The sequence below is a fragment of the Amycolatopsis sp. lyj-346 genome, assembly GCF_046548975.1.
Lineage (GTDB): Bacteria > Actinomycetota > Actinomycetes > Mycobacteriales > Pseudonocardiaceae > Amycolatopsis.
Genome location: NZ_JAJPWT010000020.1, coordinates 13,143 through 38,479, shown reverse-complemented (window position 1 = coordinate 38,479; position 25,337 = coordinate 13,143). Strand labels below are relative to the sequence as shown.

26 protein-coding genes are annotated in these 25,337 nt (G+C 72.0%); 14 read left to right on the top strand and 12 right to left on the bottom strand.

Annotated features, from left to right (window positions below; all coding sequences use genetic code 11):
• Positions 1 to 121: 121 nt before the first annotated feature.
• Genes ACLJQE_RS39080 through ACLJQE_RS39070 form a run of 3 tightly spaced genes read right to left on the bottom strand, consistent with a single transcriptional unit; the run spans position 122 to position 4,170 of the window.
• Complete coding sequence (locus tag ACLJQE_RS39080) at positions 122 to 2,437, bottom strand: [protein-PII] uridylyltransferase (RefSeq protein WP_410644667.1); 2,316 nt, start codon at positions 2,435 to 2,437, stop codon at positions 122 to 124.
• Between the two features lie 9 nt (positions 2,438 to 2,446).
• Positions 2,447 to 2,785: a P-II family nitrogen regulator gene (locus tag ACLJQE_RS39075; protein ID WP_086855863.1), complete on the bottom strand. Its 339-nt coding sequence runs from the start codon at positions 2,783 to 2,785 to the stop codon at positions 2,447 to 2,449.
• Positions 2,782 to 4,170, bottom strand: coding sequence for an ammonium transporter (locus tag ACLJQE_RS39070; protein ID WP_410644666.1), 1,389 nt, complete (start codon positions 4,168 to 4,170; stop codon positions 2,782 to 2,784). Before ACLJQE_RS39070 ends, ACLJQE_RS39075 begins: the two co-directional genes overlap by 4 nt.
• A gap of 173 nt (positions 4,171 to 4,343) precedes the next feature.
• Here ACLJQE_RS39070 and ACLJQE_RS39065 point away from each other — a divergent pair, with 173 nt between their 5' ends.
• The 3 genes from ACLJQE_RS39065 to ACLJQE_RS39055 all read left to right on the top strand — a co-directional run bounded on the left by ACLJQE_RS39065 (position 4,344) and on the right by ACLJQE_RS39055 (position 6,928).
• Positions 4,344 to 5,207, top strand: coding sequence for a putative RNA methyltransferase (locus ACLJQE_RS39065; protein WP_410644665.1), 864 nt, complete (start codon positions 4,344 to 4,346; stop codon positions 5,205 to 5,207).
• 22 nt (positions 5,208 to 5,229) lie between these two features.
• Positions 5,230 to 5,856, top strand: coding sequence for a (2Fe-2S)-binding protein (locus tag ACLJQE_RS39060; protein WP_410644664.1), 627 nt, complete (start codon positions 5,230 to 5,232; stop codon positions 5,854 to 5,856).
• Positions 5,857 to 6,082: 226 nt separating this feature from the next.
• Positions 6,083 to 6,928, top strand: coding sequence for a carbonyl reductase (locus tag ACLJQE_RS39055; RefSeq protein ID WP_410644663.1), 846 nt, complete (start codon positions 6,083 to 6,085; stop codon positions 6,926 to 6,928).
• Positions 6,929 to 6,932: 4 nt separating this feature from the next.
• Here the strand turns inward: ACLJQE_RS39055 and ACLJQE_RS39050 are convergent, their stop codons facing one another.
• Together ACLJQE_RS39050 and ACLJQE_RS39045 are read right to left on the bottom strand one after the other, a co-directional pair.
• Entirely contained in the window at positions 6,933 to 7,346 is a 414-nt protein-coding gene (locus ACLJQE_RS39050) for a PPOX class F420-dependent oxidoreductase (protein ID WP_410644662.1), read from the bottom strand.
• Positions 7,347 to 7,386: 40 nt separating this feature from the next.
• Entirely contained in the window at positions 7,387 to 7,824 is a 438-nt protein-coding gene (locus tag ACLJQE_RS39045) for a VOC family protein (protein WP_410644661.1), read from the bottom strand.
• 75 nt (positions 7,825 to 7,899) lie between these two features.
• Between ACLJQE_RS39045 and ACLJQE_RS39040 the strand changes: the two genes are divergently transcribed.
• The 3 genes from ACLJQE_RS39040 to ACLJQE_RS39030 all read left to right on the top strand — a co-directional run bounded on the left by ACLJQE_RS39040 (position 7,900) and on the right by ACLJQE_RS39030 (position 9,935).
• On the top strand, positions 7,900 to 9,186 hold the full coding sequence (locus tag ACLJQE_RS39040; RefSeq protein ID WP_410644660.1) for an O-acetylhomoserine aminocarboxypropyltransferase/cysteine synthase family protein: 1,287 nt from the start codon (positions 7,900 to 7,902) through the stop codon (positions 9,184 to 9,186).
• Entirely contained in the window at positions 9,183 to 9,659 is a 477-nt protein-coding gene (locus ACLJQE_RS39035; protein WP_410644659.1) for a CoA-binding protein, read from the top strand. Before ACLJQE_RS39040 ends, ACLJQE_RS39035 begins: the two co-directional genes overlap by 4 nt.
• A gap of 102 nt (positions 9,660 to 9,761) precedes the next feature.
• A complete protein-coding gene (locus tag ACLJQE_RS39030) occupies positions 9,762 to 9,935 on the top strand; it encodes a hypothetical protein (protein ID WP_410644658.1) in 174 nt (57 codons plus the stop codon).
• Here ACLJQE_RS39030 and alc read toward each other — a convergent pair.
• The gene (gene alc, locus ACLJQE_RS39025) at positions 9,932 to 10,945 is read right to left on the bottom strand and encodes an allantoicase (protein ID WP_410644657.1); all 1,014 of its coding nucleotides are present in this window, start codon (positions 10,943 to 10,945) and stop codon (positions 9,932 to 9,934) included. The two genes, ACLJQE_RS39030 and alc, sit on opposite strands and share 4 nt — an antisense overlap.
• A 1-nt stretch (position 10,946) precedes the next feature.
• Positions 10,947 to 12,275, bottom strand: coding sequence for an allantoinase AllB (gene allB, locus ACLJQE_RS39020; RefSeq protein ID WP_410644656.1), 1,329 nt, complete (start codon positions 12,273 to 12,275; stop codon positions 10,947 to 10,949).
• A 130-nt stretch (positions 12,276 to 12,405) separates the two neighbouring features.
• On the opposite strand from allB, the gene ACLJQE_RS39015 reads away from it, so the two are divergent.
• From ACLJQE_RS39015 to ACLJQE_RS38990, 6 genes are all read left to right on the top strand, one after another.
• A complete protein-coding gene (locus tag ACLJQE_RS39015) occupies positions 12,406 to 12,882 on the top strand; it encodes a helix-turn-helix domain-containing protein (RefSeq protein WP_410644655.1) in 477 nt (158 codons plus the stop codon).
• 55 nt (positions 12,883 to 12,937) lie between these two features.
• The gene (uraD, locus tag ACLJQE_RS39010; RefSeq protein WP_410644654.1) at positions 12,938 to 13,387 is read left to right on the top strand and encodes a 2-oxo-4-hydroxy-4-carboxy-5-ureidoimidazoline decarboxylase; all 450 of its coding nucleotides are present in this window, start codon (positions 12,938 to 12,940) and stop codon (positions 13,385 to 13,387) included.
• Entirely contained in the window at positions 13,384 to 13,701 is a 318-nt protein-coding gene (uraH, locus tag ACLJQE_RS39005; protein ID WP_410644653.1) for a hydroxyisourate hydrolase, read from the top strand. Before uraD ends, uraH begins: the two co-directional genes overlap by 4 nt.
• 2 nt (positions 13,702 to 13,703) lie before the next feature.
• On the top strand, positions 13,704 to 14,585 hold the full coding sequence (pucL, locus tag ACLJQE_RS39000; RefSeq protein WP_410644652.1) for a factor-independent urate hydroxylase: 882 nt from the start codon (positions 13,704 to 13,706) through the stop codon (positions 14,583 to 14,585).
• Between the two features lie 205 nt (positions 14,586 to 14,790).
• Positions 14,791 to 15,345 (top strand): TetR/AcrR family transcriptional regulator, encoded by a 555-nt coding sequence (locus ACLJQE_RS38995; RefSeq protein ID WP_410644815.1) that lies wholly within the window; start codon positions 14,791 to 14,793, stop codon positions 15,343 to 15,345.
• Positions 15,346 to 15,465: 120 nt separating this feature from the next.
• Positions 15,466 to 17,031 (top strand): glycoside hydrolase family 27 protein, encoded by a 1,566-nt coding sequence (locus ACLJQE_RS38990; RefSeq protein WP_410644651.1) that lies wholly within the window; start codon positions 15,466 to 15,468, stop codon positions 17,029 to 17,031.
• Here ACLJQE_RS38990 and pucD read toward each other — a convergent pair.
• The 4 genes from pucD to ACLJQE_RS38970 are packed head-to-tail and all read right to left on the bottom strand — an operon-like array spanning position 17,018 to position 21,955.
• Positions 17,018 to 19,276 (bottom strand): xanthine dehydrogenase subunit D, encoded by a 2,259-nt coding sequence (gene pucD, locus ACLJQE_RS38985; protein ID WP_410644650.1) that lies wholly within the window; start codon positions 19,274 to 19,276, stop codon positions 17,018 to 17,020. The genes ACLJQE_RS38990 and pucD overlap by 14 nt on opposite strands.
• Complete coding sequence (locus tag ACLJQE_RS38980; protein ID WP_410644649.1) at positions 19,273 to 20,613, bottom strand: 8-oxoguanine deaminase; 1,341 nt, start codon at positions 20,611 to 20,613, stop codon at positions 19,273 to 19,275. Before ACLJQE_RS38980 ends, pucD begins: the two co-directional genes overlap by 4 nt.
• A complete protein-coding gene (locus ACLJQE_RS38975; protein WP_410644648.1) occupies positions 20,610 to 21,092 on the bottom strand; it encodes a (2Fe-2S)-binding protein in 483 nt (160 codons plus the stop codon). The genes ACLJQE_RS38980 and ACLJQE_RS38975 overlap by 4 nt, the downstream gene beginning before the upstream one ends.
• Entirely contained in the window at positions 21,083 to 21,955 is an 873-nt protein-coding gene (locus ACLJQE_RS38970) for an FAD binding domain-containing protein (RefSeq protein ID WP_410644647.1), read from the bottom strand. Before ACLJQE_RS38970 ends, ACLJQE_RS38975 begins: the two co-directional genes overlap by 10 nt.
• Positions 21,956 to 22,091: 136 nt before the next feature.
• Between ACLJQE_RS38970 and ACLJQE_RS38965 the strand changes: the two genes are divergently transcribed.
• Together ACLJQE_RS38965 and ACLJQE_RS38960 are read left to right on the top strand one after the other, a co-directional pair.
• Positions 22,092 to 23,423, top strand: a complete 1,332-nt coding sequence (locus ACLJQE_RS38965; RefSeq protein ID WP_410644646.1) for a PucR family transcriptional regulator ligand-binding domain-containing protein — start codon at positions 22,092 to 22,094, stop codon at positions 23,421 to 23,423.
• 7 nt (positions 23,424 to 23,430) lie between these two features.
• The gene (locus ACLJQE_RS38960) at positions 23,431 to 23,919 is read left to right on the top strand and encodes a MarR family winged helix-turn-helix transcriptional regulator (RefSeq protein WP_410644645.1); all 489 of its coding nucleotides are present in this window, start codon (positions 23,431 to 23,433) and stop codon (positions 23,917 to 23,919) included.
• 46 nt (positions 23,920 to 23,965) lie between these two features.
• Here ACLJQE_RS38960 and dctA read toward each other — a convergent pair whose 3' ends face one another.
• Positions 23,966 to 25,246, bottom strand: coding sequence for a C4-dicarboxylate transporter DctA (dctA, locus tag ACLJQE_RS38955; RefSeq protein WP_410644644.1), 1,281 nt, complete (start codon positions 25,244 to 25,246; stop codon positions 23,966 to 23,968).
• Positions 25,247 to 25,337: the final 91 nt, after the last annotated feature.

The window sequence follows — 25,337 nt, the reverse complement described above, 5'->3', positions numbered from 1 at the left end:
GCCCCAAGGTGGCCTTGGTTGCGTTCAACGCACCCAATGTGGCCTTCGGTGCGTTGAACGCACCGAAGGCCACATTGGGGCGCAGCACGGGCCGCGGTCAACGAACCTCGGAAGCGCGACGCTAGGAAGCCGCGGCCAGGACGGCCTGCTCCACTTCGCGGCGCCACCCCGGCTCGATGCGCCCGGTCCGGGGCGTCACCGCGAACGAGTCCACCACCGCGCCACCCAGCGTCGACGCCTTCGCCCAGCGGACCTCCGCGTCGCACCGGCGCAACGCCCCGGCCACCCGGAACAGCAGGCCGATCCGGTCGGCCGCCCGCAGCTCCAAGACCACCGTGTCCGGGCCCGTCGTCTCGTCGTCGAACCACAGCACCTTCGGCGCGACCGGTGCCTCGGCCGGCGAGCCGTAGTCGCGTTCCTTCGCCGCAAGCCGCTGTGTCAGCGGCAAAGTGCCCGCCACCGCGCGGGCGAACTGCTCGCGCAGCAGCGTCGCGTCCGGCAGCGACCCGAACTTCGGGGACGCCGTGAACACCCCCACCCGGCCGCCGTCGTGGCCCCGCAGGACCGCCGAGTGGACTTCCAGGGAGTTGAGCGCCAGGACGCCGGCCGCCGGGGCCAGGAGCTCCGCGCGGGCCGGGACCGCCAGCAGGACCGTGACGACCTTGCCGTGCGAGCTGATCCGGATCTCGCCCGTGCCCGACGCCGCGGCCGCCGCGACGAGCTCGCGCTGTTCGTCGTTCATCGGCTCCGGGGCCGTGAAGCCCTTGCCGCGCAACACTTCTTCGCAGCCCGACACCAGCTCCGCGAGCAGGCGGGCCTTCCAGTCCGTCCAGACGCCCGGACCGGTGGCCAGCGAGTCGGCCTGGGTCAGTGCGTGCAGCAGCTCGACCAGGACGATGCCGCTGTCCAGGGTCTTCACCACCCGGCTCACCGTGGCCGGTTCGCTGATGTCGCGCCGCGTCGCCGTGTGCGGCAGCAGGAGGTGGTGGCGGACCATCGCCGACACCGTCGCCGCGTCGGCCGGGCTGAGGCCCAGCCGGGTCGCGACCTGCAGGGAGATCTTGGCGCCCAGCTCCGAGTGGTCGGCGTCGCGGCCCTTGCCGATGTCGTGCAGCAGCGCGCCGATCAGCAGCAGGTCCGGGCGCGACACCGTGGTGGTCAGTTTCGCGGCCTCGACGCAGGTGCGCACCAGGTGCCGGTCGACCGTCCACTGGTGCACCGGCGAGCGCGGCGGCAGGTCGCGGACCGCGCCCCACTCCGGGAACAGCCGGGACCACAGGCCCGTCCGGTCGAGCGACTCGACCGCGTCGACCAGGCCCTCGCCCGCACCCAGCAGCTCGACCAGCGCGTTCAGCGCCTCGGCCGGCCACGGCGCCCGCAGCTCCGGCGCCGACTCGGCCAGTGCCTTGAGCGTGCCGAGCGCGATCGGCTTGCCCGTGCGCGCCGACGCCGCGGCGACCCGCAGCAGCAGCGCCGGGTCCTTCGCCGGGACGGCGTCGCGGGCCAGCGCGACCTCGTTGCCGTGCAGCACCACGTTCTCGGCCAGCGGGGTCCGGGCCGGGCGCCGTCCGAAGCGCGTCTTCGGCGGCTCCACAGTGGACCGGAGCGCGACGTCGAGCGCGTAGGCGATCGTGCGGCCCGCTCCGGACAGCTTGCGCGCCAGCGTGAACCGGTCGCCGAAGCCGAGCTCGGCGGCGACCAGTTCGGCTTCCGGCGCGGACAGGACGTCCCGTTCACGCCGGATTTCGCGCCGCAGCTCGGTGCGGACGTCGAGCAGGAGTCCCTTCGCTTCCAGGAGTTCCTCACCCGGACGCGCGGTGAGCTGCGCCGCGGCGAGGGCTTCCAGGACGGCGAAGTCCCGCAGCCCGCCCCGGCCGTGCTTGAGGTCCGGTTCGGCGGACTGCGCGATTTCGCCGCTGCGGGCCCAGCGCTGCCGGACCGACGCCATCACGTCGGGGATCTGCTTGCGCGCGGTGCGGCGCCACTGGTCGCGCGCCGCGGAAACCAGGCGGCCGGCCAGCTCGGCGTCCCCGGCGAGGTGCCGGGCGTCGAGCAGGCCCATGGCCACCCGAAGGTCCTCCGAAGCGACCTTCAGCGCCTCGCCGGGCGTGCGAACCGAATGGTCGAGCCCGATTTTCGCGTCCCACAAGGGGTACCAGAGCGCGTCCGCGATCTCGCCGACGCCGCTGTTGCCGTTGTGCACCAGCAGCAGGTCGAGATCGGAGAACGGCACCAGTTCCCGTCGGCCGAGCCCGCCCACGGCGACCAGCGCGACACCCGGTTCCGCGGTGTCGACGCCGGCCGCCGAGGCTCCCCTGCCCAGCCAGAACTCGTAGAGGTCGACCAGGGCCGCCCGCAGTGCGGACGCCCCCAGCCTCCCGTGCCTGCCCTCGAGCAATCGCTCGGTGGCCTTGACCAGTTCGCCCCCGTCGGCCATCCCAGACGCCTATAGAGCGTCCGTGCCGCGCTCGCCGGTCCGTACCCGGATGACGGTCTCCACGGGCGTCACCCACAGCTTGCCGTCGCCGATCTTGCCGGTGTGCGCGGCCGTGGTGATGGCCTCGAGGACCTTCTCCACGTTGGTGTCGTCGGTGACGACCTCGATCTTCAGCTTGGCCACGAAGTCCACCGAGTACTCCGCACCGCGGTAGACCTCGGTGTGGCCCTTCTGCCGGCCGTAGCCCTGGACCTCGCTGACCGTCATGCCCAGCACGCCCAGCTGCTCCAGCGCGGAGCGGACGTCGTCCAGCGTGAACGGCTTGACAATCGCCGTGATGAGCTTCATGCCTTGCTCCCCTCGAGTTTCGCGTTGCCGGTGGCGGACTTGACCGGGATCGTCGTCGGCTGGCCGATGCCGCCACTGGACCCGGTGAAGTCATACGCGCTCTCCGCGTGCTGTGCCTCGTCGATGCCGCTGATCTCGTCCTCGGCGCTGACGCGGAAGCCACCGGCCTTCTTGATCACGAAACCGATGATGAAGGAAAGCACGAACGAGTACACGAGCACCGCGCCGGCGGCCGCGGCCTGACGGCCCAGCTGGGTGAGCCCACCGCCGTAGAACAGGCCGTCCGCACCGAGCGCGTTGACGCTGGTGGTACCGAAGAAGCCGATCAGCAGGGTGCCGACGATGCCGCCGACCAGGTGGACGCCCACGACGTCGAGCGAGTCGTCGAAGCCGAACTTGAACTTGAGCGAGATGGCCAGCGCGCAGACGGCACCGGCGATGAGGCCGATCGCGATGGCCCCGAGCGGGCTCACGAAACCACACGCCGGGGTGATGGCGACCAGGCCGGCGACCGCACCGGAGGCCGCGCCGAGGGTGGTCGGCTTGCCGAACTTGAGCTGCTCGACGATCAGCCAGCCGAGGACGGCCGCGGCGGTGGCGACGGTGGTGTTGGTGAACGCGACCGCGGCGAGGTCGTTGGCGGCCAGCGCCGAACCGGCGTTGAAGCCGTACCAGCCGAACCACAGCAGCGAAGCGCCGAGCAGCACGAACGGCACGTTGTGCGGCCGGCCGGTGTCCTTCGGCCAGCCCTTGCGCTTGCCGAGCACGATGGCGAGGGCGAGACCCGCGGCACCGGCGTTGATGTGGACCGCGGTGCCACCGGCGAAGTCGAGCGCCTTGAGGTTGTTGGCGATCCAGCCGCCGACGGAGTTCTCGCCGATGAAGCCGTTGAAGGAGAACACCCAGTGCGCGACCGGGAAGTACACGACCGTCACCCAGATGACGACGAACAGCGTCCAGCCCCAGAACTTCGCGCGGTCGGCGATGGCGCCGGAGATCAGCGCGGGCGTGATGATCGCGAACATCAGCTGGAACATCACGAACGCGAGGACGGGCAGGCCGTCCGGGCCGGGCCAGGCGACCGCCGGCGTGGTGTCGGTCGCGGCGACCGCGAAGCCGGCGAGCTTCCCGACGGTGTTTTCGAGGCCGGCGAAGTGGAAGTTACCCAGCAATCCGCCGAACGCATCGTCGCCGAAGGACATCGTGAACCCGTAGAGGGCCCACAGCACCCCCACGACGGCCAGCGCGATGAAGTTCATCATCAGCATGTTCAGGACGCTCTTCGCGCGGACCATGCCGCCATAGAAGAACGCCAGTCCTGGGGTCATGAGCATGACCAGCGCGGCGCTGGCCAATACCCATGCGGTGTCTCCTGCGTTCAGCACATCGTCCTCCCGTGCCCTGGGTTGGTGCGATGGCAGTTTTGGCGCGCGGTGTTTCACGGGGCGGCTCGTGAGGTTTCGCCCGCGTGAACTGTCCGCGCCCGGTTGTTACGGCCAGGTTTCCCAGTACCCCTCCTCGGGTGTCCGGTTGCGAAACGTCGTGGTCGAATATCCCCATGACACCGGCCGACGACGAGAATGACCCACTGCCACCCCGGGTCGTCGCGGCGCTGCGATGTTCGGTGTGCGGCAACCCGATCGGAGCAGCGGGTCGCACGCTGCGTTGCCGGAACAACCACTCTTTCGATCTAGCCCGCCAGGGTTACGTGAACCTGTTGCACGCGCGAATCCCGGCCGGGACGGCGGACACCGCACCGATGGTCGCGGCACGCGCGGACTTCCTCGCGTCGGGCGCCTACGAGCCCCTTGCCGACGAGCTCGCCCGCGTCTGCGCGGAGGCCGAGGAGCTCGTCGTCGACGCGGGCGCGGGCACCGGGTACTACCTCGCGCGCGTGCTGGAGGCGTCGGACGCGTTCGGCCTCGCGCTCGACGTCTCGGCGGTGGCGCTGCGGCGCGCGGCGCGGGCCCACCCACGGCTGGGCGCGGCGGTGTGGAACCTGTGGGAGCCGTGGCCGGTGGGCGACGGCGTGGCGTCGGTCGTGCTGAACGTCTTCGCGCCGCGCAACGGGCCCGAGTTCCACCGCGTGCTGCGGCCCGGCGGCCTGCTGGTCGTCGCGGCGCCGGCCCCGGACCACCTCCGCGAGCTGGGCGAGCTGGTCCTGGCCGTCGACGAGCGCAAGGACGAGCGGCTGGACGCCACCCTCGGCGGGTACTTCACGCGCACGGACCGCACGGAGATCCGGTGCGAGACCGAGCTGACGCCGCGGCAGGTGCGCCAGGTGGTCGAGATGGGTCCCGCCGCGTTCCACCTCGACCGCGACGGCCGCCGGGAGCGTCTCGACGCCCTGCACGAGCCCCAGGTCGTCACGGTGTCGTTCACCGTCTCCACGTACCGGCGGCGCTCCGGTTCGGAAGGGTGAAGGAGTCTGGAAGGGTGAAGGGGTGAAGCCCGACTGGACCGCGTCCGCGACCCGGCTCGCGGACGCGGAGTGGGTCCGGGCCCGCATCGGCGGCGCGGCGAAGCTGTACGGCTGCGCGCGGCCCGAGGTGCTCGGGACGATCTGGTGGTACTCGCTGTCGTCGGTGCTGGTGGCCCCGGCGGTGGACGGCCTGGTGGCCGGGACGCCGGTCGATCCGTCGCTGGACGCCGTGGAGCTCGACCTCGTGGCCGACGGGCGGTTCCTCGGCGCCCGATCCAGCCGCCCGCTCCCCGGCGGCCTCCCCGAGCTGGGCACCGCCCTCACCGCCGCCCTCGGCACCGCGATCGCCACCATCGCCGCCGTCAGCGGGGCGCGGGAGCGGGCGCTCGGAGCGATCGCCACCGACTCCATCGGCAACCGGCTGCTGTGGACCCCCGACCCGGAGCGCGCGATGGCCCTGGCCGGACCGCTGGTCGCCGCGATCGACCTGGACCTGCCGAAGCCGCGTTTCGTACGCGTCGGCCGCACCTTCGCGGTACGGCGTGCTTCGTGCTGCCTGATCTACGAAGCCGGCAACCCCAAGTGCGCGAGCTGCCCGCGTCAGACGCCTGAAGAGCGCGAAGCACGCCTTCGCGCCGCCCTGGGTTAGAGAACGGGCGGGATCCCGGTCGTGCGGCGGCGCGGCGCAGCACGATGGTCCCGGCGGCGGGTGAGGCGGACCCGCCGGGAAGCCGCTCCAGCACGGCTGTCCGGGCCACCCGTTCGAGTGCGGCGATCTGCCGCGACACCGCGGACCGAAGTCCATGACGTTCACGCATACCGGGGTTGCCGGATTCTCGCTTTTCGCATGTCCGCGCCGGACGTAGCGTGCAGGCATGACCCGCATCGCCGTCGTGACCGGGGCCAACCAGGGCCTCGGCTTCGCCCTCGTCCGCGGCCTGGCCGCCCGGCTCGCTCCCGAAGACCTCGTGCTGCTCACCGGCCGCGACGCGGGACGGGTGGCGGCGGCCGCCGCCCGCGTCACCGCCGATCCGGCGACGCGCAGCCGGGTCGAGGGCCGCGTCCTCGACGTCTCCGACGCGGGCGCCGTCAGCCGCTTCGCCGGGACACCCGCCGACATCGTGCTCTCCAACGCCATCGGCCCGCTCGACCCCGGCCGTCCGCAGGCCGAGCAGGCCGACGTCTTCCTCGACGTCGCGAACGGCGGCACCCACGCGGTGCTGCGGTCGTTCGGGCCGGTCCTGCGGCCGGGCGGACGGCTGCTCGTCGTCGCCAGCTCCCTGGGCACCCTCGGTCACCTGCCCGAGCCGCTGCGGCCGCGCTTCGACGGCGTCTCGCTGGACGACGTCGAGAAGGCGGTCGAGGACTGGCGCGCGGCGATCCACGACGGCACGGCGCGGGCCGCGGGCTGGCCGGACTGGATCAACGTGCCGTCGAAGGTCGCCCAGGTCGCGGCGGTCCGCGCGGTGGCGGCCGAGCGCCGGGACGCCGACCTCGCGGACGGCACCCTGGTCGCGGCGGTCTGCCCGGGCCTGGTGGACACCCGCGCGTCCCGGCCGTGGTTCAGCGGCTTCAGCCAGGCCCAGACCCCGGACGAGGCGGCGCGGGCGGTGCTGGACCTGGTGTTCGCCGACGTCGACCCGGCGACCTACGGCGAGCTGATCCGGTTCGGCCGGGTGCTGCCGTGGCGGAGCGGCAGCCCGCGCCGGCCCGGGGCCTGATCCGCTAGCGGTGGACCGCTCGCCTCGGCTCGTACCAGGTCTCGCCCACGGGCTCCGCGGCCATGTTCCAGCTCCAGGAGATCCTGGGCGTGATCCGCGCGTACCACCCCGGCCCGACCAGGCCGGTGCGCTCCACCGGTTCGTCCGCGACGCCGTAGACCCGGATCGCCCGCGCGGTGAACGGCTGCAGCGAGACCAGATCGTCGACCAGCAACGCCACCTTCCGGCGGCCGGCGGCGAGGTTGCGGAACTTGCGCGTCTGTGCAACCGCCGCGCCGACGCCACCGACCCAGAAGTGCTCGCCGTCGTATTCGAAGGCGAGCGGGACGAGGTCCGGCTGGGCGCCCGGCCCCAGCGTGGCCACGCGGGCGAGCGGCTGGGAACGCAGGTAATCGATCTCTTCGGCGGTGAAGGCCATGGGCGGCTCCTTCGGGTGGCGAGGCTCGGATCGGGGAATTTCACAGCACGCAGAACTCGTTGCCCTCCGGATCCGCCATCACGAAGTGATCGGGGCGGCCGTCGAGCCGGCCTTCCCGCAGGACGGTCGCGCCCGCGGCGGTCAGCCGGGCGATCGCCTCGACGACCCGCTCCCAGCGCGTCTCCCACGGCACCTCGCGCCCGCCGCCGGCCTGGACGTCCAGGTGGACGCGGTTCTTCGCGACCTTCCCTTCGGGGACCTTGAGGAAGCTCAGGCTCGGCAGGACACCTTCGGGATCGGTCAGGTACGCGCCGTCGTCCCACTCGGCCTCGGGCACGCCGTGCTGGGTGAACCACGCCTCCCAGCTGCCGAACCCCGCCGGCGGCGGGCGTTCGATGTAGCCGAGGGCCACCGCCCAGAACCTCGCCAGTGCGCGGGGTTCCGCGCAGTCGATCGTCACGCTCCAGCGCACCGTCACGGGGTGGAGCGTAGCCGCGCCCACGCCCTGAGAGGGCGTGTCATCCGGGGGATGATGCGGTTACCGTGAACCACGATGAGTGAACGCAGCTGGGGCTTCCGCACCCGCGCCCTGCACGCGGGTGGCACGCCCGATCCCGCGACCGGCGCCCGGGCCGTGCCGATCTACCAGACCACGAGCTTCGTCTTCGAAGACGCCGCCGATGCCGCGAACCTCTTCGCGCTGCAGAAGTACGGGAACATCTACAGCCGGATCGGGAATCCGACCGTGGCCGCCTTCGAAGAGCGGATCGCCAGCCTCGAAGGGGCCATCGGCGGGGTCGCCGCCGCCAGCGGGCAGGCCGCCGAGTTCCTCACCTTCAGCGCGCTCACCGAGGCCGGGGACCACATCGTCTCCGCGAGCGGCCTCTACGGCGGCACCGTCACCCAGCTCACCGGCACGCTCCGGCGCTTCGGCGTCGAGACGACCTTCGTCAGCGGCGGCATCGACGCCTACGCCGCCGCCATCACCGACCGGACGCGGCTGCTCTACACCGAGGTGATCGGCAACCCCGGCGGCGGCATCGCCGACCTCGCCGCGCTGGCGGACCTCGCGCACGCCCACGACGTCCCGCTGGTCGTCGACGCGACGCTGGCCACGCCCTACCTGTGCCGCCCGATCGAGCACGGCGCCGACATCGTGCTGCACTCGGCGACGAAGTTCCTCGGCGGCCACGGCACGACGCTCGGCGGGATCGTCGTCGAGTCCGGGAAGTTCGACTGGGGCAACGGCAAGTTCCCGCGGATGACCGAGACCGTCGACAGCTACGGCGGCCTGCGGTACTGGGAGAACTTCGGCGAGTACGCGTTCTGCACCCGGCTGCGCGCCGAGCAGCTGCGGGACATCGGCGCGGTCCTGTCGCCGCATTCGGCTTTCCTGTTGCTGCAAGGGGTCGAGACGCTGCCGCAGCGGATGGACGCGCACGTCGCGAACGCCCGCGCGGTCGCCGAGCACCTCGAAGCCGACCCGCGCGTGGCCTGGGTGTCCTACGCCGGGCTGCCGTCGCACCCGCAGCACGACCTGGCGAAGAAGTACCTGCCCGCGGGGCCGGGCGCGGTGTTCTCCTTCGGCCTCGACGGCGGCCGCGCGGCCGGCGAGAAGTTCGTCGAGTCGGTGGAGCTGCTGTCGCACCTGGCGAACGTCGGGGACGCGCGGACGCTCGTCATCCACCCGGCGTCGACCACGCACGCCCAGCTGTCGGAGGAGCAGCTCGCGGCCGCGGGTGTCGGGCCCGACCTGGTCCGGCTGTCCGTCGGCCTGGAGGACGTCGACGACATCCTCTGGGACCTCGACCAGGCGCTCGGCAAGGCGGTGGCCGGATGACGCACGACGCCGGAGCTGTCGAACGGCGCGCGATCCTGGGCCGGACGAAGTCGGTGACGCTGGTCGGCGCGTCGGCCAACCCGGCGCGGCCCAGCTACTTCGTCGCGACCTACCTGCTGTCGTCGACGCGCTACGAGGTCAGCTTCGTCAACCCGCGCCTGGACACGCTGTTCGGGAAGCCGGTGTACGCCTCCCTCGAGGACGTCCCGGGCGAACCGGACCTGGTCAGCGTGTTCCGCAAGCACGACGACCTGCCGCAGGTCGCCGAGGAGGCCATCGACGCCGGCGCGCGGACGCTGTGGCTGCAACTCGGGTTGTGGCACGAGCCGGTGGCCGGCCGGGCGCGCGAAGCCGGGCTGGACGTCGTGATGAACCGGTGCGTGAAGATCGAGCACGCGCGCTTCGCCGGCGGCCTGCACCTGGCCGGCTTCAACACCGGCGTGATCAGCTCGCGACGGCAGTCGGCCCCCTAGGGTAGCCCTTCGGCGAGGGACCGGACGCGCTGCGGAAGCCTTCGAGGTGGCGACCCCCGGGGAGGGCGCGGGATCCGCAGCGGGCCGTGAGAGGCTGGCGGCATGGCCAAGCCGACCCCGCTGCAGCTCCGGAACGTCCTCGTCGCCGTCCTCGCGGCGGCGGGTTTCGTCTGGAGCGTCGTCGCCGGCCTGCCGTGGTGGGTGAGCGCCCTCGTCGGCTGCGCCTGCGTCCTGTCGCTCGCCTCGGCCTACCTCAACCGGCCCGGCGCGAACTAGCGCGTCTTCGCGAAGCGGGCCTTCAGGTTCGTCCGGCCCGCCTCCGTGAGCCGCCCGAACAGGCGGAGCCGGGCCAGGCCGCCGTCCGGGTAGATGTCGAGGCGAGCCTCCGTGACCTCGGGGCCGTCCGGCAGCGCGAACCGGTGGCGGGTGTCCGGCTGCAGCCGCGTCTTCGGCAGCAGCTCCACCCACTCGCCGTACGTCTCGCGGCCGCTGACCGACGCCCAGCCCGGTGCGTTGCCCTTCAGGTTGCTCGTGTCCAGTTCCGCGAACCGGACGATCCCGGCGCCGGCCAGCCGCAGCGTCACCCAGTCGTTGCCGGGGTCGCGGCGGCGGGCCGTCTCCCAGCCCTCCGCCTGGTGGGCCGCCAGCCCCGGCGAGAGGATGTTGTTCGGCGACGAATAGAACCGGTTGCTGCAGCCGGTGACGATCGCGCCGTTCTCCAGCGCCGCCAGGTCGAGCGCGTCGAGGTCGAGCAGTGCCGGGTCCGGGATCGGGGCGCCGTGCACGCGCAGCCGCGCCACGCCGCCGTCCGGGTGCTGCGTCAGCCGGACGTGCGTGTACCGCCGCGAACCGTTGACCGCGTAGAAGTTCTCCGTGTGGCCCGAAGCGGGGGCCCGATCGACCAGGACGTCCCACTCGGCCGAAGCCACCTCCGCCGCCGACGGGTAGCCCGGCAGCGACGTCGCCTCGACCGAGACGAACGGCGGGTAGTTGCCCTTGAAGAACGCCGTGTCGACGATGACGCCGGTGATCGTGCCCGCCAGGCCGAGCCGCACGATGGCCTGGTCGTCGCCCGGCTCGCGGTGGCGGCGGGTCTCCCAGCCGTCGTAGACCTGGCCCTTCGGCCCGAACGTCTCCGCGCGATGCGCCGGCACCCACGGGTTGACCAGGTTCTCCTTCTCGGCGAACAGCTCGTCGGTCGCCCACATCACCGTCCCGCCGAAGCGGCGGGAGGCCAGGTCGGGCAGTTCTGTCCACTCAGGACGGTCGGACACCAGCGCCTCCATGTCAGCAGTTCCCCCGGGTCAGCAGCGCGCCGCGCGGCTCGTCACCGGTGATTTCGGTGCCCCGCAGCCAGGTCGAGCGCACGACGCCGGCGAGCGGACGCCGGTCGTAGGCGCTGACCGGGTTGCGGTGCTTCAGTTTCGCGACGTCCACCACGAAGGCCTCGTCCGGCGCGAACACGCAGAAGTCGGCGTCGTGCCCCACCGCCAGCCGGCCCTTGCGGCGCATCCCGGCCTGCGCGGCCGGGCGCTCGGCCATCCATCCGGCGACGTCGGTGAGCGTGAACCCGCGCTGCCGCGCCTGCGTCCAGATCGCCGGCAGCCCCAGCTGCAGGCTGGAGATCCCGCCCCAGGCCGCACCGAAATCGCCGCTGTCGAAGCGTTTCAGCTCCGGCGTGCACGGCGAGTGGTCGCTGACGATCGTGTCGATCACGCCGTCGGCCAGGCCCTGCCAGAGCAGCTCGCGGTTGGCCGCTTCCCGGATCGGCGGGCAGCACTTGAACTGCGTCGCGCCGTCGCGGATCTCCTCGGCGACGAAGCTGAGGTAGTGCGGGCAGGTCTCCGCCGACAGGGCCACGCCGTCGTGGCGCGCCGCGGCGATCAGCGGCAGCGCGTCCGAAGAGGACAGGTGCAGGATGTGGGCCCGCGCCGAGTGGCGCCGGGCCGCCTCGATGACGTGCGAAATCGCGAGGTTCTCCGCCTGCCGCGGCCGCGAGTGCAGAAAGTCGACATAGCGACCTCCGTGCGGCTCGGGGGCCGCGTCGATCTCGTGGGCGTCCTCGGCGTGGACGATCATGAGCGCGTCGAAGGAACTCAGCTCCCGCAACGCTTCGTCGAGCCCGGCCGGGTCGAGCGGCGGGAACTCGTCGACGCCGGAGTGCAGCAGGAAGCACTTGAAGCCGAACACCCCGGAATCGTGCAAGCCACGCAAATCGCCGACGTTGCCCGGGATGGCACCGCCCCAGAAACCGACGTCGACGTGCACGCGGCCGGCCGCCGCCGCGCGCTTGACCGCCAGGGCCGCGACGTCGACGGTCGGCGGCAGGCTGTTCAACGGCATGTCCACGATCGTGGTCACCCCGCCCGCCGCGGCCGCGCGGGTCGCCGTCTCGAAACCCTCCCACTCGGCGCGGCCGGGGTCGTTGACGTGGACGTGCGTGTCGACCAGCCCGGGCAGCAGCACGACGTCGTCGCCGAGGTCGAGCACGCGGTCGCCGGCCAGCGCCGCGCGACCGGGTTCGACCGCGACGATCCGGCCGCCCTCGACGCCGACGGTCGCCGGGCCCTCGCCGTCGGGCGTCACGGCCCGGGCGGCACGCACCACAAGATCCATCCGAAAGCCCTTCTGCGGGAGGATGACCACCGCCGATTTCCACAGAACGGAAAGGCGGTTTCGCACAACGACAGTAACCACGGCCCGCGTCGCTCGTCAACGACGGACGCGGCACGTTACGGTCATCCTCGTGCGGCTTGAGGCGGAGTTCACCAGCGAACCGTTCCACGGCGAGGGTTCGCCACCCGAACACGCCGTCGCCGCCCGCGACGCCGCCGCGGAAGCCGGGCTGGACACCGATTTCGGCCCGCTCGGCACCCTGGCCCGCGGCGAAGCGAAGGAACTGCTCGAAGCTCTCCCGGCCATCGCGAAGGCGGCCCTGGAGGGCGGCGCCACGCGAGTCACGCTGCAGGTGCGCCGGGCCGACGACCCGGGGAGCACGCCGGTCGTCGAACTGAACGACGCACTGGCCCGGCTCATCGCCGACGTCGAGCGCGAACTGGGCGCCAAGCTGGGCGAACTCGACCGCGCCGGCAAACAGCGCGCGGTGCGGCTGCTGCGCGAACGCGGCGCCTTCGGGCTGCGGAAATCCGTCTCGTCGGTGGCCGACGCACTGGGGGTCACCCGGTTCACCGTCTACAACTACCTCAACCGGGACACCGACTGACCAGCACTTTCAACAAAATGTTGACGGAGTTCCGGCACCGACGTACGGTCAGCACGTGCTGCTCACCGAGTTCAACACCACCGACGTCCGGTCGCTGCTGACGGCGTGCCTGGCCGTCCCGCGCTGGGTCGACACCGTGCTCGCCGGGCGGCCGTACGCCGATCTCGACGCACTGAAAGCCGCGGCCGACCTGCCGCTGGGCGGCGACGAGATCCGGCAGGCGATGACCGCGCACCCGCGGATCGGGGAAAAGCCCGCGGCAGGCTGGGCGCGCTCCGAACAGTCCGGTGTGGACAATCCCGATGCGTTCGCCGCGGCGAACGCCGAGTACGAAGCCAAGTTCGGGCACGTCTACCTGGTCTGCGCGAGCGGCCGCAGCGGCGACGAACTGCTGAAGATCCTTCGCGAACGGCTGAACAACGACCCCGCGACCGAGCTCGCCGTCGCCGGGCGTGAGCTGCTGAAGATCGCCGAACTCCGGCTCGCGAAAGCGGTGACCGCGTGAGCCTCGTGACCACCCACGTCCTCGACACGGCCAAGGGGCGGCCCGCCGCCGGGATCGCCGTCCGCTTCGAGACCGCCGAAGGCGAGCCGATCGCCGAGGGCCGCACCGACGACGACGGCCGCATCCGCGACCTCGGCCCGGAGACCGTGGAGCCGGGAAACTACCGGCTGGTCTTCGACACCGGCGCGTACCTGGGCCCGGACGCGTTCTTCCCCGAGGTGGCGCTGACCTTCCGGATCACCGGGGGAAGCACGCACCACCACGTGCCGCTCCTGCTCAGCCCGTTCGCCTATTCGACCTACCGAGGGAGCTGACCGTGGCCATCACCCTGGGCCCCAACCAGTACGGCAAGGCGGAGGTCCGGCTGGTCACGGTGCGCCGCGACGGCCCGGTGCACCACCTGAAGGACCTGACGGTGTCGACGTCGCTGCGCGGGGAGCTGGCCGCGACGCACCTGACCGGCGACAACGCCGGGGTGCTGGCGACCGACACGCAGAAGAACACCGTGTACGCGTTCGCGAAGGAGGCGCCGGTCGGCGAGATCGAGGACTTCGGTCTCCGCCTGGCCCGGCACTTCACCGGCACGCAGGAGAACATCACGGGCGCGCGCATCAAGATCGACGAGCACGGCTGGGACCGGATCGTCGTCGGCGGCGAGCCGCACGACCACGCGTTCAGCCGGTCCGGCGACGAGCGGCGCACGACGGCGGTGACCGTCCAGGACGGCCGCGCGTGGGTCGTGTCCGGCATCGACGGCCTGACGGTGCTGAAGTCGACGGGCTCGGAGTTCCACGGCTTCCCCCGCGACCAGTACACGACCCTGGCCGAGACCGGCGACCGGATCCTGGCGACCGCCGTCACGGCCCGGTGGCGCTACCAGGGCGAGGACATCGACTGGGCATCGAGCCACCGCGAGATCCGGCGGGTGCTGCTGGAGACGTTCGCGACGAAGCACAGCCTTTCGCTGCAGCAGACGCTGTACGCGATGGGCGCGGCGGCGCTCGAGGCACGGCCGGAGGTGGCCGAGGTGCGGCTGTCACTGCCGAACAAGCACCACTTCCCGGTGGACTTGAGCCCGTTCGGGCTGAAGAACGCCAACGAGGTGTTCTACGCGGCGGACCGCCCGTACGGGCTGATCGAGGGCACCGTGCTGCGCGACGACGCCGAAGACCCCGGCCCCGCCTGGGACCTCCACTAGCCAGCGCCCCAAGGTGGCCTTGGTTGCGTTCAACGCACCCAAGGTGGCCTTCGGTGCGTTCAACGCACCGAAGGCCACATTGGGGCGCTGGGACCTTCCAGCGAGGGGCACTTTCACGTGAAAGTGCCCGGTCCCAGCTTTCACGTGAAAGCTCGTTGATAGAACGCTCTATTATGGGGGCGTGACGGGGACCAAGGAGCGGATCATGGCCGCGGGTGCCGAGCTGTTCCGGCGCAACGGCTACGCCGGCACCGGGCTGAAGCAGATCGTCGCCGAGGCCAACGCGCCCTTCGGGTCGCTCTACCACTTCTTCCCCGGCGGCAAGGAGCAGCTCGGCGAAGAGGTCGTCCGCACCTCGGGGCTCGCCTACATCCAGCTGTTCGACCTCTTCATCGCGCCGGCCGAAAACCTGGTCAGCGGCATCGAAGCCTTCTTCGCCGCCGGCATCGCGACCCTCGAAGCCACCGATTACGTCGAGGGCTGCCCGATCGCGACCGTCGCCCTGGAGGTCGCCTCCACCAACGAGCCGCTCCGGAAGGCCACCGCCGACGTCTTCACCGCCTGGATCGACGCCGGGACCGAGAAGTTCGCGCGGTTCGGGCTCAGCCGGGACGCTGCCCGGACACTGACCATCACCGCCGTCAACAACCTCGAAGGCGCCTTCGTCCTCTGCCGCTCGCTGCGCGACACCGAAGCCATGGCCGTCGCGGGGGCCGCCACGGTCGACGTCGCCCGGCGGCTGCTCCGCGAAAACAGATAACGTTTGCCGCCCATCGAACAAAAATCACCACCATGGCGCTTGACCGCGTGGTGAGTCACGCCGGATGCTGCGCGGTGGTCTAGTCCTCCTTCCTCACACCGTTGTCCGGTTGGAGCCACCATGCGCCGAGTCCCCGCCGCCGCAGTCGCCGCAGTCACCCTCGCCGCCGTCGTCTCGGTCACGAGCCCGGCCGAAGCCCTCGAGAACGGCCAGGCCCGCACCCCGCCGATGGGCTGGAACACCTGGAACACCTTCGAGTGCAACATCAACGAAACCCTGGTCAAGCAGACCACCGACCTCATGGTCAGCTCCGGGATGCGCGACCGCGGCTACACCTACGTCAACCTCGACGACTGCTGGATGACCTGGTCCCGCGACGCGGACGGCAACCTCGTCGCCGACCCCGCGAAGTTCCCCAGCGGCCTCAAGGCCCTCGGCGACCACATCCACGCCCGCGGGATGAAGTTCGGGATCTACGCAGACGCGGGCACGATGACCTGCCAGGGCTTTCCCGGCAGCCTCGGCCACGAACAGGCCGACGCGAACCTCTTCGCGAGCTGGGGCGTCGACTACCTCAAGTACGACAACTGCCACAACAGCGACAGCACCCAGCAGGACTACATCCGGCGCTACTCGGCGATGCGCGACGCGCTGCAGGCCACCGGCCGGCCGATCACCTACAGCATCTGCGAATGGGGCTACTTCGACCCCGCGACGTGGGCCCCGGACGTCGGCAACCTCTGGCGCACCACCGGCGACATCACCAACAACTGGGGCAGCATCGCCGCGATCTACCACCAGAACGTCGAACTCGCCCCCGCCGCGAAGCCGGGTGCCTGGAACGACCCGGACATGCTCGAGGTCGGCAACGGCATGGCCTTCCGGGAGGACCGCGCCCACTTCACGCTCTGGGCGGCGATGGCCGCGCCGCTGATCGCGGGCGCCGACCTGCGCGCCGCGAGTGTCGCCGCCTTCTCGACCTACCTCGACCCGGACGTCATCGCCGTCGACCAGGACCCGCTCGGCAAGCAGGCCACCCGGATCTCGTCGGGCGACGGCCTGGACGTCCTGGCGAAGCCGCTCCAGGACGGCGAGGTCGCGGTCGTGCTGTTCAACGAAACCGGCTCTCCCCGCACGGTCTCGACCACGGCCGCCGCGGCCGGGCTGCCCGCCGCGGCGAGCTACCGGCTGACCAACCTGTGGTCGAAGGAGCTGACCACCAGCGGCGGCACGATCAGCGCCACCGTGCCGTCGCACGGCACGGTGATCTACCGGGTCGCCCCCGGCTCGGGCAGCAGCATCGGCACCACGCAGCCGCTGCGGGGCGCCTCGTCGGCACGCTGCATCGACGTCAACGGCGCAAGCGTCGACATCTGGGACTGCGACGGCCGCACCGAGCAGGCCTGGACGTTCACCGGCGCCGGTGAGCTCAGGGCCGACGGCCGCTGCCTGGACGCCCAGGGCGGAACGTCCGGGACGAAGCTCGTCGCCTCGACCTGCCACGGCGGCGCGAACCAGCAGTTCAAGCTGGAAGCCGACGGCTCGATCACCCAGGCCGGGCTGTGCGTCGACGTCACCGGCGGCAACAAGCCCGCCGGCAACGTCAACGGCACGCCGCTCGAACTGTGGACCTGCCACGACGACGCCAACCAGAACTGGTCCCTCGAGCAGCTCAAGTCCCGGTGAGGTGCTCCGGCCGGACCGGGACGCGGGTGAGCGCGAGCCCGGTCGCGGCCCGGATCGCGGCGACGATCGCCGGCGTCGACGAGATCGTCGGCGGCTCGCCCACCCCGCGCAGGCCGTACGGCGCGTGCGGGTCCGGGCGCTCCAGGACGTCGATGGTCATCGGCGGCATGTCCAGCACGGTCGGGATGAGGTAGTCGGTGAAGGAGGGGTTCCGGATCTTCCCGCCGGAAAGCTGGATCTCCTCCATCACCGCGAGCCCGAGCCCCTGCGCCGAACCGCCCTGGATCTGGCCGAGCACGGCCTGGGGGTTCAGCGCCTTGCCGACGTCCTGGGCGCAGTCCAGCGCCACCACCTTGACCAGGCCCAGCTCGGTGTCGACGTCGACGACCGCCCGGTGCGCGGCGAACGCGTACTGCACGTGCGCGCTCCCCTGCCCGGTCTCCGGATCCAGCGAGGACGTCGGCCGGTGCCGCCACTCCACGGTTTCGTCGTAGACGTCGCCGCCGAGGACGTCCACCAGGTCGGCGACCACCTGTCCGTCGGCCGCGACGAGCTTGCCGCCGACCACGCGCACTCGAGCGTCGAACCGCGCGAGCAGCCGCGCCCGCACCGCCACGCAGGCGGCTTGGACGGCGCCGCCGGTGACGTAGGTCTGGCGTGACGCCGACGTCGAGCCGCCGTTGCCGATCGAGGTGTCCATCGGCAGGACCGTCACCTGGTCGACGCCGAGCTCGGTGCGGACGATCTGCTGCATGATCGTCACCAGGCCCTGGCCGACCTCGCAGGCCGCGGTGTGCACGGTCGCGGCCGGCTCCCCGCCGACCAGCTGCAGGCGCACCCGAGCGGTCGAGTAGTCGTCGAAACCCTCGGAGAAGCAGACGTTCTTGATCCCGACGGCGTACCCGACCCCGCGGACGACGCCTTCGCCGTGCGTCGTGTTGGACACCCCGCCCGGCAGGTTCCGCAGGTCGAACGGCCGGTCCGGCGGCATCGGCATCTCCCGCACGCGGGCCAGCAGGTCCGCGACCGGCGCTTCGGCGTCGACGACCTGGCCGGTCGGCATCAGGTCGCCCTCGCGCATCGCGTTGCGGACGCGGATCTCGACCGGGTCGAGCCCGCAGGCCGCGGCGAGCTTGTCCATCTGCGACTCGTAGCCGAACGCCGCCTGGACCGCGCCGAACCCGCGCATCGCGCCGCACGGCGGGTTGTTCGTGTACGTGCCCCAGCAGTCCACCGCGACACTGTCCACTTTGTACGGTCCGACGCCGAGCGTGGCCGCGTTCGCGACCACCGCACCGGTCGAGGACGCGTACGCGCCGCCGTCGAGGAACAGCCGCGTACGCACGTACACGAGCCGGCCGTCGCGCGTGGCGCCGTGCTCGTAGTACATCTTCGCCGGATGACGGTGGACGTGCCCGTAGAAGGACTCTTCGCGGTTGTAGACCATCTTCACCGGCTTGCCGGTGTGCAGGGCCAGCAGGCACGCGTGCACCTGCATCGACAGGTCTTCGCGGCCGCCGAACGCCCCGCCGACGCCGCCGAGCGTCAGCCGCACCTTCTCGATCGGCAGCCCCAGTGCGGCGACGATCTGCTGCTGGTCGACGTGCAGCCACTGCGTCGCGACGTACAGGTCGACGCCGCCTTCGGTGTCCGGCACGGCGAGCCCGGACTCCGGGCCGAGGAAGGCCTGGTCCTGCATGCCGACCTCGTAGACACCGGAGACGACGACGTCGGCGGGGACGTCCTGAGGCCCGCGGCGGATCTTGACGTGCCGGACGACGTTGCCGCCTTCGTGCAGCGAAGGCCCTTCGCCCGCGACAGCGGCTTCGGAGTCCGTCACCGGAGAGAGCTCTTCGTAGGAGACGACGATCCGCTTCATCGCGCGGCGCGCGGTCTCCGGGTGGTCGGCGGCGACCAGCGCCACCGGCTCGCCCTGGTAGCGCACGACGTCGGACGCCAGCACCGGCTGGTCGGCGTGTTCGAGGCCGTAGCGGTTGAGGCCGGGGACGTCCTCGTGCGTCAGCACCGCGGAGACGCCGGGCACGGCCAGGGCTTCCGCGATGTCGATGCCGGTGATCCGGGCGTACGGGTGGGGGCTGCGCAGCGTCACGCCCCACACCATGTCCTCGTGCCAGAGGTCCGAGGAATAGGCGAACTCGCCGCGGACCTTCACCGTGCCGTCGGGCCGCCGCGGCGACGTGCCGACGCCGTTCGCGGTCGTGGTGACGGAGGTGGTGCTCGTCATCTGCCCTCCCGCAACCGGGCGCTCGCGGCAGCCAGCTCGCGGGCGATGGCGGACTCGTCGGCTTCGCGCAGCGTGCCGTCCTCGACGACGGCCTTGCCGCCGACGAACAGGCGGCGCAGCGGCGGCGTGGTGCCGAGCACCAGCGCCGCGACCGGGTCGGTGATGCCGGCGTGGTTCAGCCCGGTCAGGTCCCAGACGGCCAGGTCGGCGAGCTTGCCGGGCTCCAGGGAGCCCAGGTCGTCCGCGCGGCCGAGGCAGCGGGCGCCGCCCATCGTGCCCATCCACAGCGCTTCGCGCGTGGTCAGGCCGCGCGGGCCGCCGCGCTGGCGGGCCTGCAGCAGCGACTGGTGGAGCTCTTCGCCGAGGCCGCCGGATTCGTTGGACGCGGCACCGTCGGCACCCAGCCCGACCGGGACGCCGGCGTCGAGGAGGTCGCGGACGGGCGCGATGCCGGCGCCGAGGCGGCCGTTGGACGTCGGGCAGTGCGCCGAGCCGGTGCCCGACGCGCCGAAGCGGCGGATCGCCTCGGGCGCGAGGTGGACGGTGTGGGCGAGCCAGACGTCGTCGGCGAGCCAGCCGAGCTTGTCGGCGTACTCGGCGGGCGTGCAGCCGGCCTCGGCGAGGCACTGCCGCTCCTCGTCGACGGTCTCGGCGAGGTGGGTGTGCAGGCGGACGCCCTTGCGCCGGGCCAGCTCGGCCGCGCCGGACATCAGCCGTTCGGTGACCGAGAACGGCGAGCACGGACCCGCGGCGATCTGCAGGTGCGCACCCGCGGAGTCGTCGTGGAAGCGGTCGATCGCCGCTTCCGTGCCGGTCAGCGCGTCCTCGGTCGCCTCGACCAGGTTGTCCGGCGGCAGGCCGCCGTCGGACTCGCCGCGGTCCATCGACCCGCGGACCACGTGCAGCCGGACGCCGATGCGCTGGCGGGCCGCAGCCAGTGCCGCGACCTGGTCGCCGCCGTCGCGCGGGAAGACGTAGTGGTGGTCGGCGACGGTGGTGCAGCCGGTCAGCGCCAGCCGCGCCATCCCGGCGGTGCCCGCGGTGTGCGTGATCTCGTCGTCGAGGCGGCTCCAGACCGGGTAGAGCGCGACCAGCCACTCGAAGAGCGTGTGGTCGGCGGCCAGCCCGCGGGTCGCCCACTGGTAGAGGTGGTGGTGGGTGTTGATCAGCCCCGGCGTGACCAGGCAGCCTTCGGCTTCGACGCGTTCGTCGAACTCGCCGGTGTACACGCCTTCGCCGACTTCGGCGATCCGGTCGTTCTCGACGACGACGTGCCCGCTCGCGTACTCCTCGCCGGTGACGGTGGCGATCGCCGCGTTCGCGATGAGCGTCCTCACGCGACAACATCCTTTCCCAGGGAGTCCTTCGCTGCCGCGCGCACCGCGTCGAGGATCTTCTCGTAGCCGGTGCAGCGGCAGAGGTTGCCGGCCAGTGCTTCGCGGATCTCCTCGTCACTCGGGTCGGGGACGCGGTTCAGCAGGTCGTGCGCGGCGACGACCAGGCCGGGGGTGCAGAACCCGCACTGCACCGCCCCGGCGTCCACAAAGGACTGCTGGACCGGGTCGAGCGTGTCGCCGTCGGCCAGCCCCTCGACCGTGCGCACCACGCGGCCCTCGGCCTGCCCGGCCGCGACCAGGCAGGCGCACACCGGGAGGTCGTCGAGGTAGACCGTGCAGGACCCGCATTCGCCCTGTTCGCAGGCGTTCTTCGAGCCGGGCAGCCCGAGCCGCTCGCGCAGCACGTACAGCAGGCTTTCGCCTTCCCAGACGTCGTCCGCCTGCCGCGGCTCGCCGTTGATCGTGACATTCAGGCGCATGCGCGCGCTCCCGTCCGGTGTTCGTCCCAGGCCCAGGTCAACGTACGCCGCGCGAGTACCCCGAGGGCGTGCTTCCGATACGCGGCGCTGCCCCGGACGTCGTCGATCGGCGACGCCGCTTCGCCGACCAGGTCGCCGAAGCGGCGTTTCAGGGAGTCTGGCAGCGGCTCGCGTGACGTCCACGGCAGCTCGGCGGCCAGGAAGTCTTCGGCGGACCGGGCGCGGCGCGGGGTCGGGGCGGCGGAGCCGATCGCCGCGCCGACCTCGCCGTCGCGCAGGGACAGCGCGAAGGAGCAGACGGCGATGACCATCGCGTTGCGCGTGCCGACCTTGGCGAACTGCTGCGGCCCGGCGTGTCCGGGCAGGTGGACGGCGGTGATCAGCTCGTCCGGCTCGAGGGCGTGCCGTTTCACGCCGACGTAGAACTCCTCCGCGCGGAGGAGGCGGGTCCCCCGGACGGAGGCCGCCTCGACCCGCGCGTCCAGGGCGAGCAGCACCGGGTGGGTGTCGCCGGCGGGCGAGGCGGCCCCGAGGTTGCCGCCGACCGTGCCGCGGTTGCGGATCTGCGGGGACCCGACCGTGCGCGATGCCATGGCCAGCGCGGGGACGGATTCACCCAGCTCAGCGATGACCCGGGAGTACGGGACGCCCGCGCCGAGCCGGATCGTGCCGTCCGAATGGTCTACAGTGGACCACTCCGCCAGCTCGGGGACCGTGGTCAGGTCCAGCAGCGCCGCGGGACGCCGGTGGTCGAAGTTCAGCTCGACCATGACGTCGGTGCCGCCGGCGATCGGCACGGCGTCCGGCCGCTCGGCCTTGAGGGCCAGGGCCTCGGCGAGCGTCTTGGGACGCAGGAACTCCACTGCTTCTCCTTAGAAGAGCGCTCCTTCGTGGGGGCGATAGACCAGTAGACGACGGAACCCGGCCGGGCGGCAACGGCACCACGCATGAAACGCACAGGAGCGGACGCGGGCCCGGTTGTGCTTTCCTACAAGCCTCATGACGACCGTGAAAACTCTGCTGGGCCTCCCCGGGCTGCGGCTGCGCCCGCGGGCCGGGACCGACCTGCTCGACCGGCCGGTGACGCGCATCTACGTCACGGAGCTGTCCGACCCCGGACGGTACCTGTCGGCCGGTGAGCTGGTGCTGTCCGGCCTGCTCTGGTGGCACGCCCCCGGCGACGCCGAGCCGTTCGTGGCCGCGCTGGCCCGCTCGGGCGCGGCGGCGCTGGCCGCGTCCGGAGCCGACTCGGGCGGGATACCGGACGACGTGGTCGACGCCTGCGTCCGGCACCGGATCCCGCTGCTGGAGGTGCCGCCCGACCTGTCGTTTTCGGTGATCACCGAGCAGGTCGTGCTGGCACTGGCGGCCGCGTCCGACAGTGCGCGCAAACGTTTGCAGGCGGCCGCGGAGGCCCCGGTCGAGACGCTGGTGGAGCGCGCCGCGGCGGAACTCGGGCTGCCCTGCTGGGTGCTGTCGGGGCTGGGCAGGCCGATCGCCGGGACGGCCCCGCTGCCGATGCCGCCCGAGGACGTCGTCCGCCGGTACGCGGCGCGTGAGCCCGGGCCGTTGACGGTGGTCCCGGTCGAAGGGCGGCACGCGGTGCCGTGGCTGATCGCCGTGGGCGGGCCGCTGAGCACCGCGCAGGCCGAGCTGGCCGAGGAGGTGGCGGGGCTCGTCGGGGTCACGCGGGCGCGCGCTGCCCGGCCCGAAGCGTCGTTGCCCGGCGAGGTGTGCGTCGTCGCGTTGCGGACCGAAGGCAGCGACGAAAGCCGGGACGTCCTGGGCGAGCTGCTGCCGGACGCGCAGCTGCTCGACTCCGCGGGGGAAACGTCGTACGCGGCCGCGGTGCGGCCCTCCCCGGCCGGCTTGTCCACTGTGGAGCCCTTGCTGCGGGCGACCCGGATCCTCTGCGGGATCAGCGATCCGGGCCCGCGCACGGAGGCCGTGGAGAGCGCGCGGTACGCCGTGGAGGTGGCGGCGCGGCGGCCGGGCCGGCTGACGGTGGTCCGGGCCGGCGAGGTGGACGCGCACGAGCTGCTGCTGGCGGGCGCCCCGGCCGGGCTGCGGGCCGCCCTGCGCCGCCGGGTGCTCGGGCCGCTGCTGGCCTACGACGCGGAGCAGCACACGGACCTGGTGCACACGGTCCGGGTGTTCCTGGAGTGCTCGGGCTCGCCGACCCGGGCGGCGAAGGCGCTGCACGTCCACGTCAACACGCTGCGCTACCGCATCGGCCGGGCGGGCGAGCTGCTGGGCGTGGACCTGACGGAGTTCACCGGCCAGCTCGACGTCTACCTCGCCTTGCGCGCCGGAGTGGAGGGGGGAGGATGATGAAGGCGTGGACCCCGAAATCACTTCGGCCCGGCAGGCGGCGGGCGACGCCCGCGTGCTGGCCTTCGGGCGGCTGCAGGGTGCCGCGCACCGGCTCGGGTACCTGCTCGGGCGGGCACTGGAACGCGAGTGCGGCATCACGCACCTGATGTACGAAGTCCTGCTGATCGTGGGCCGAGCGGGCGAGAACGGGCTGACCATGCGCTCGATCGCCCAGGAGCAGGTGCTCACCACCGGCGGCGCGACCCGGCTGGTCGACCGGATGGAGGCGCTCGGGCTGGTGACCCGCACGGCGGCCCCGAGCGACCGGCGGATCCAGCTCGTCCGGCTGACCGCGGCCGGCGAGGAGACGACCGTGCGGGCCAGCCGCCTGCACGTGGAGAACATCGAGCAGTTCTTCTTCCAGCCCCTGCCGGAGGACCACCGGGCGCGGTTCGCCGAAGACCTGCGGACGTTGAGCCACTTCGCCAGGGACGCGCTCCCGCGGCTGCGGTGAACCACCGGACGTCATGGAAGAGTCGTTCGTGACGTCGCCGCTGCCGTCAGGCCGCGACCGGCGTCGCGCCCTCCAGCGTCTCGCGCAGCTTGGCGCGGTCCAGCTGGCCTTCGGACTTCGCCACCACGAACGTCGCCACGCAGTTGCCGAGCAGGTTGACGAACACGCGCATCGAATCCATCAGGCGGTCCGCGCCGAGCAGGAGGGCCACCCCGGCCACCGGGAACGCGCCGATCGCCGCCGCCGTCGCCGACAGGGCCAGGAAGCTCGAGCCCGGGACGCCCGCCATGCCCTTCGACGTCAGCATCAGGATCAGCACCGCCAGCAGCTGCTGGCCGAGCGTCATCTCGACGCCGAACGCCTGCGCCAGGAACACCGTGCAGATCGACAGGTAGATGGTCGCGCCGTCGAGGTTGAACGAATACCCGGTCGGCACCACCAGCCCCGTCGCCGCGCGGGAGCAGCCCGCGTCGGTGAGCTTGGTCATGATCCGCGGCATCACCGACTCCGTCGAGGCCGTGCCCAGCGCGAGCAGGAACTCTTCCCGCGCGTAGCGGAGGAACTTCCAGATCGAAACCCCGGTGTAGAACCGGGAAATCGCGGCGAGGACGAGCGTGAAGAGCACGGCCGCGCCGTAGCACGCGGCGATCAGCTTCGCGTAGGTGCCCAAAGTGGACAGACCGTACTGGCCGATGATGAACGCCATCGCGCCGAACGCGCCCAGCGGCGCGACCCGCATGATCCAGCCCATCACCTTGAAGATGACCTTCTGCACCTGGTCGACGAAGTCGAGCACCAGCGGAGCCCGCTCCCGCCCGATCGCCGCCAGCGCCACACCGAAGAACACCGCGAACACCAGCACCTGCAGCAGCTGGTTCTGCGCGAACGCGTTGACCACGCTGTCGGGGATGGTGTGCAGCAGGAAGTCCCCGATCGACGGCAGCTGCCCGCCCTTGGTCTGGGCGGCGACGGCGTTCGGGTCGAGCGTCGCCGGGTTGATGTCGAGCCCGGCACCGGGCCGGAAGACGTTCGCCACGACCAGGCCGAACAGCAGCGCGAAGGTCGTGACGACCTCGAAGTAGACGATGGCCTTGAGTCCGATTCGTCCGACCGCTTTGATGTCGCCGACGGCCGCGATCCCGGTCACCACGACACAGAAGATCAGCGGTGCGATGATCATCTTGATCAGCCGGATGAAGCCGTCGCCGACCGGCTTGAGCTGGGCACCGAGCACCGGCCAGAAGTGCCCCACGAGCACGCCCGCGACCACCGCCACGAGCAGCTGCACGAACACCGACGTCCACCAGCGCTTCTTGTTCTCCGCCATGGCGGGACCCTAAGCGTCGGATGTTCCGGCGGTGTTAACGCTCGCCGTGACGTACCCGACGCCCGGAAATCCCCTGCGGCAGACTGGGCGG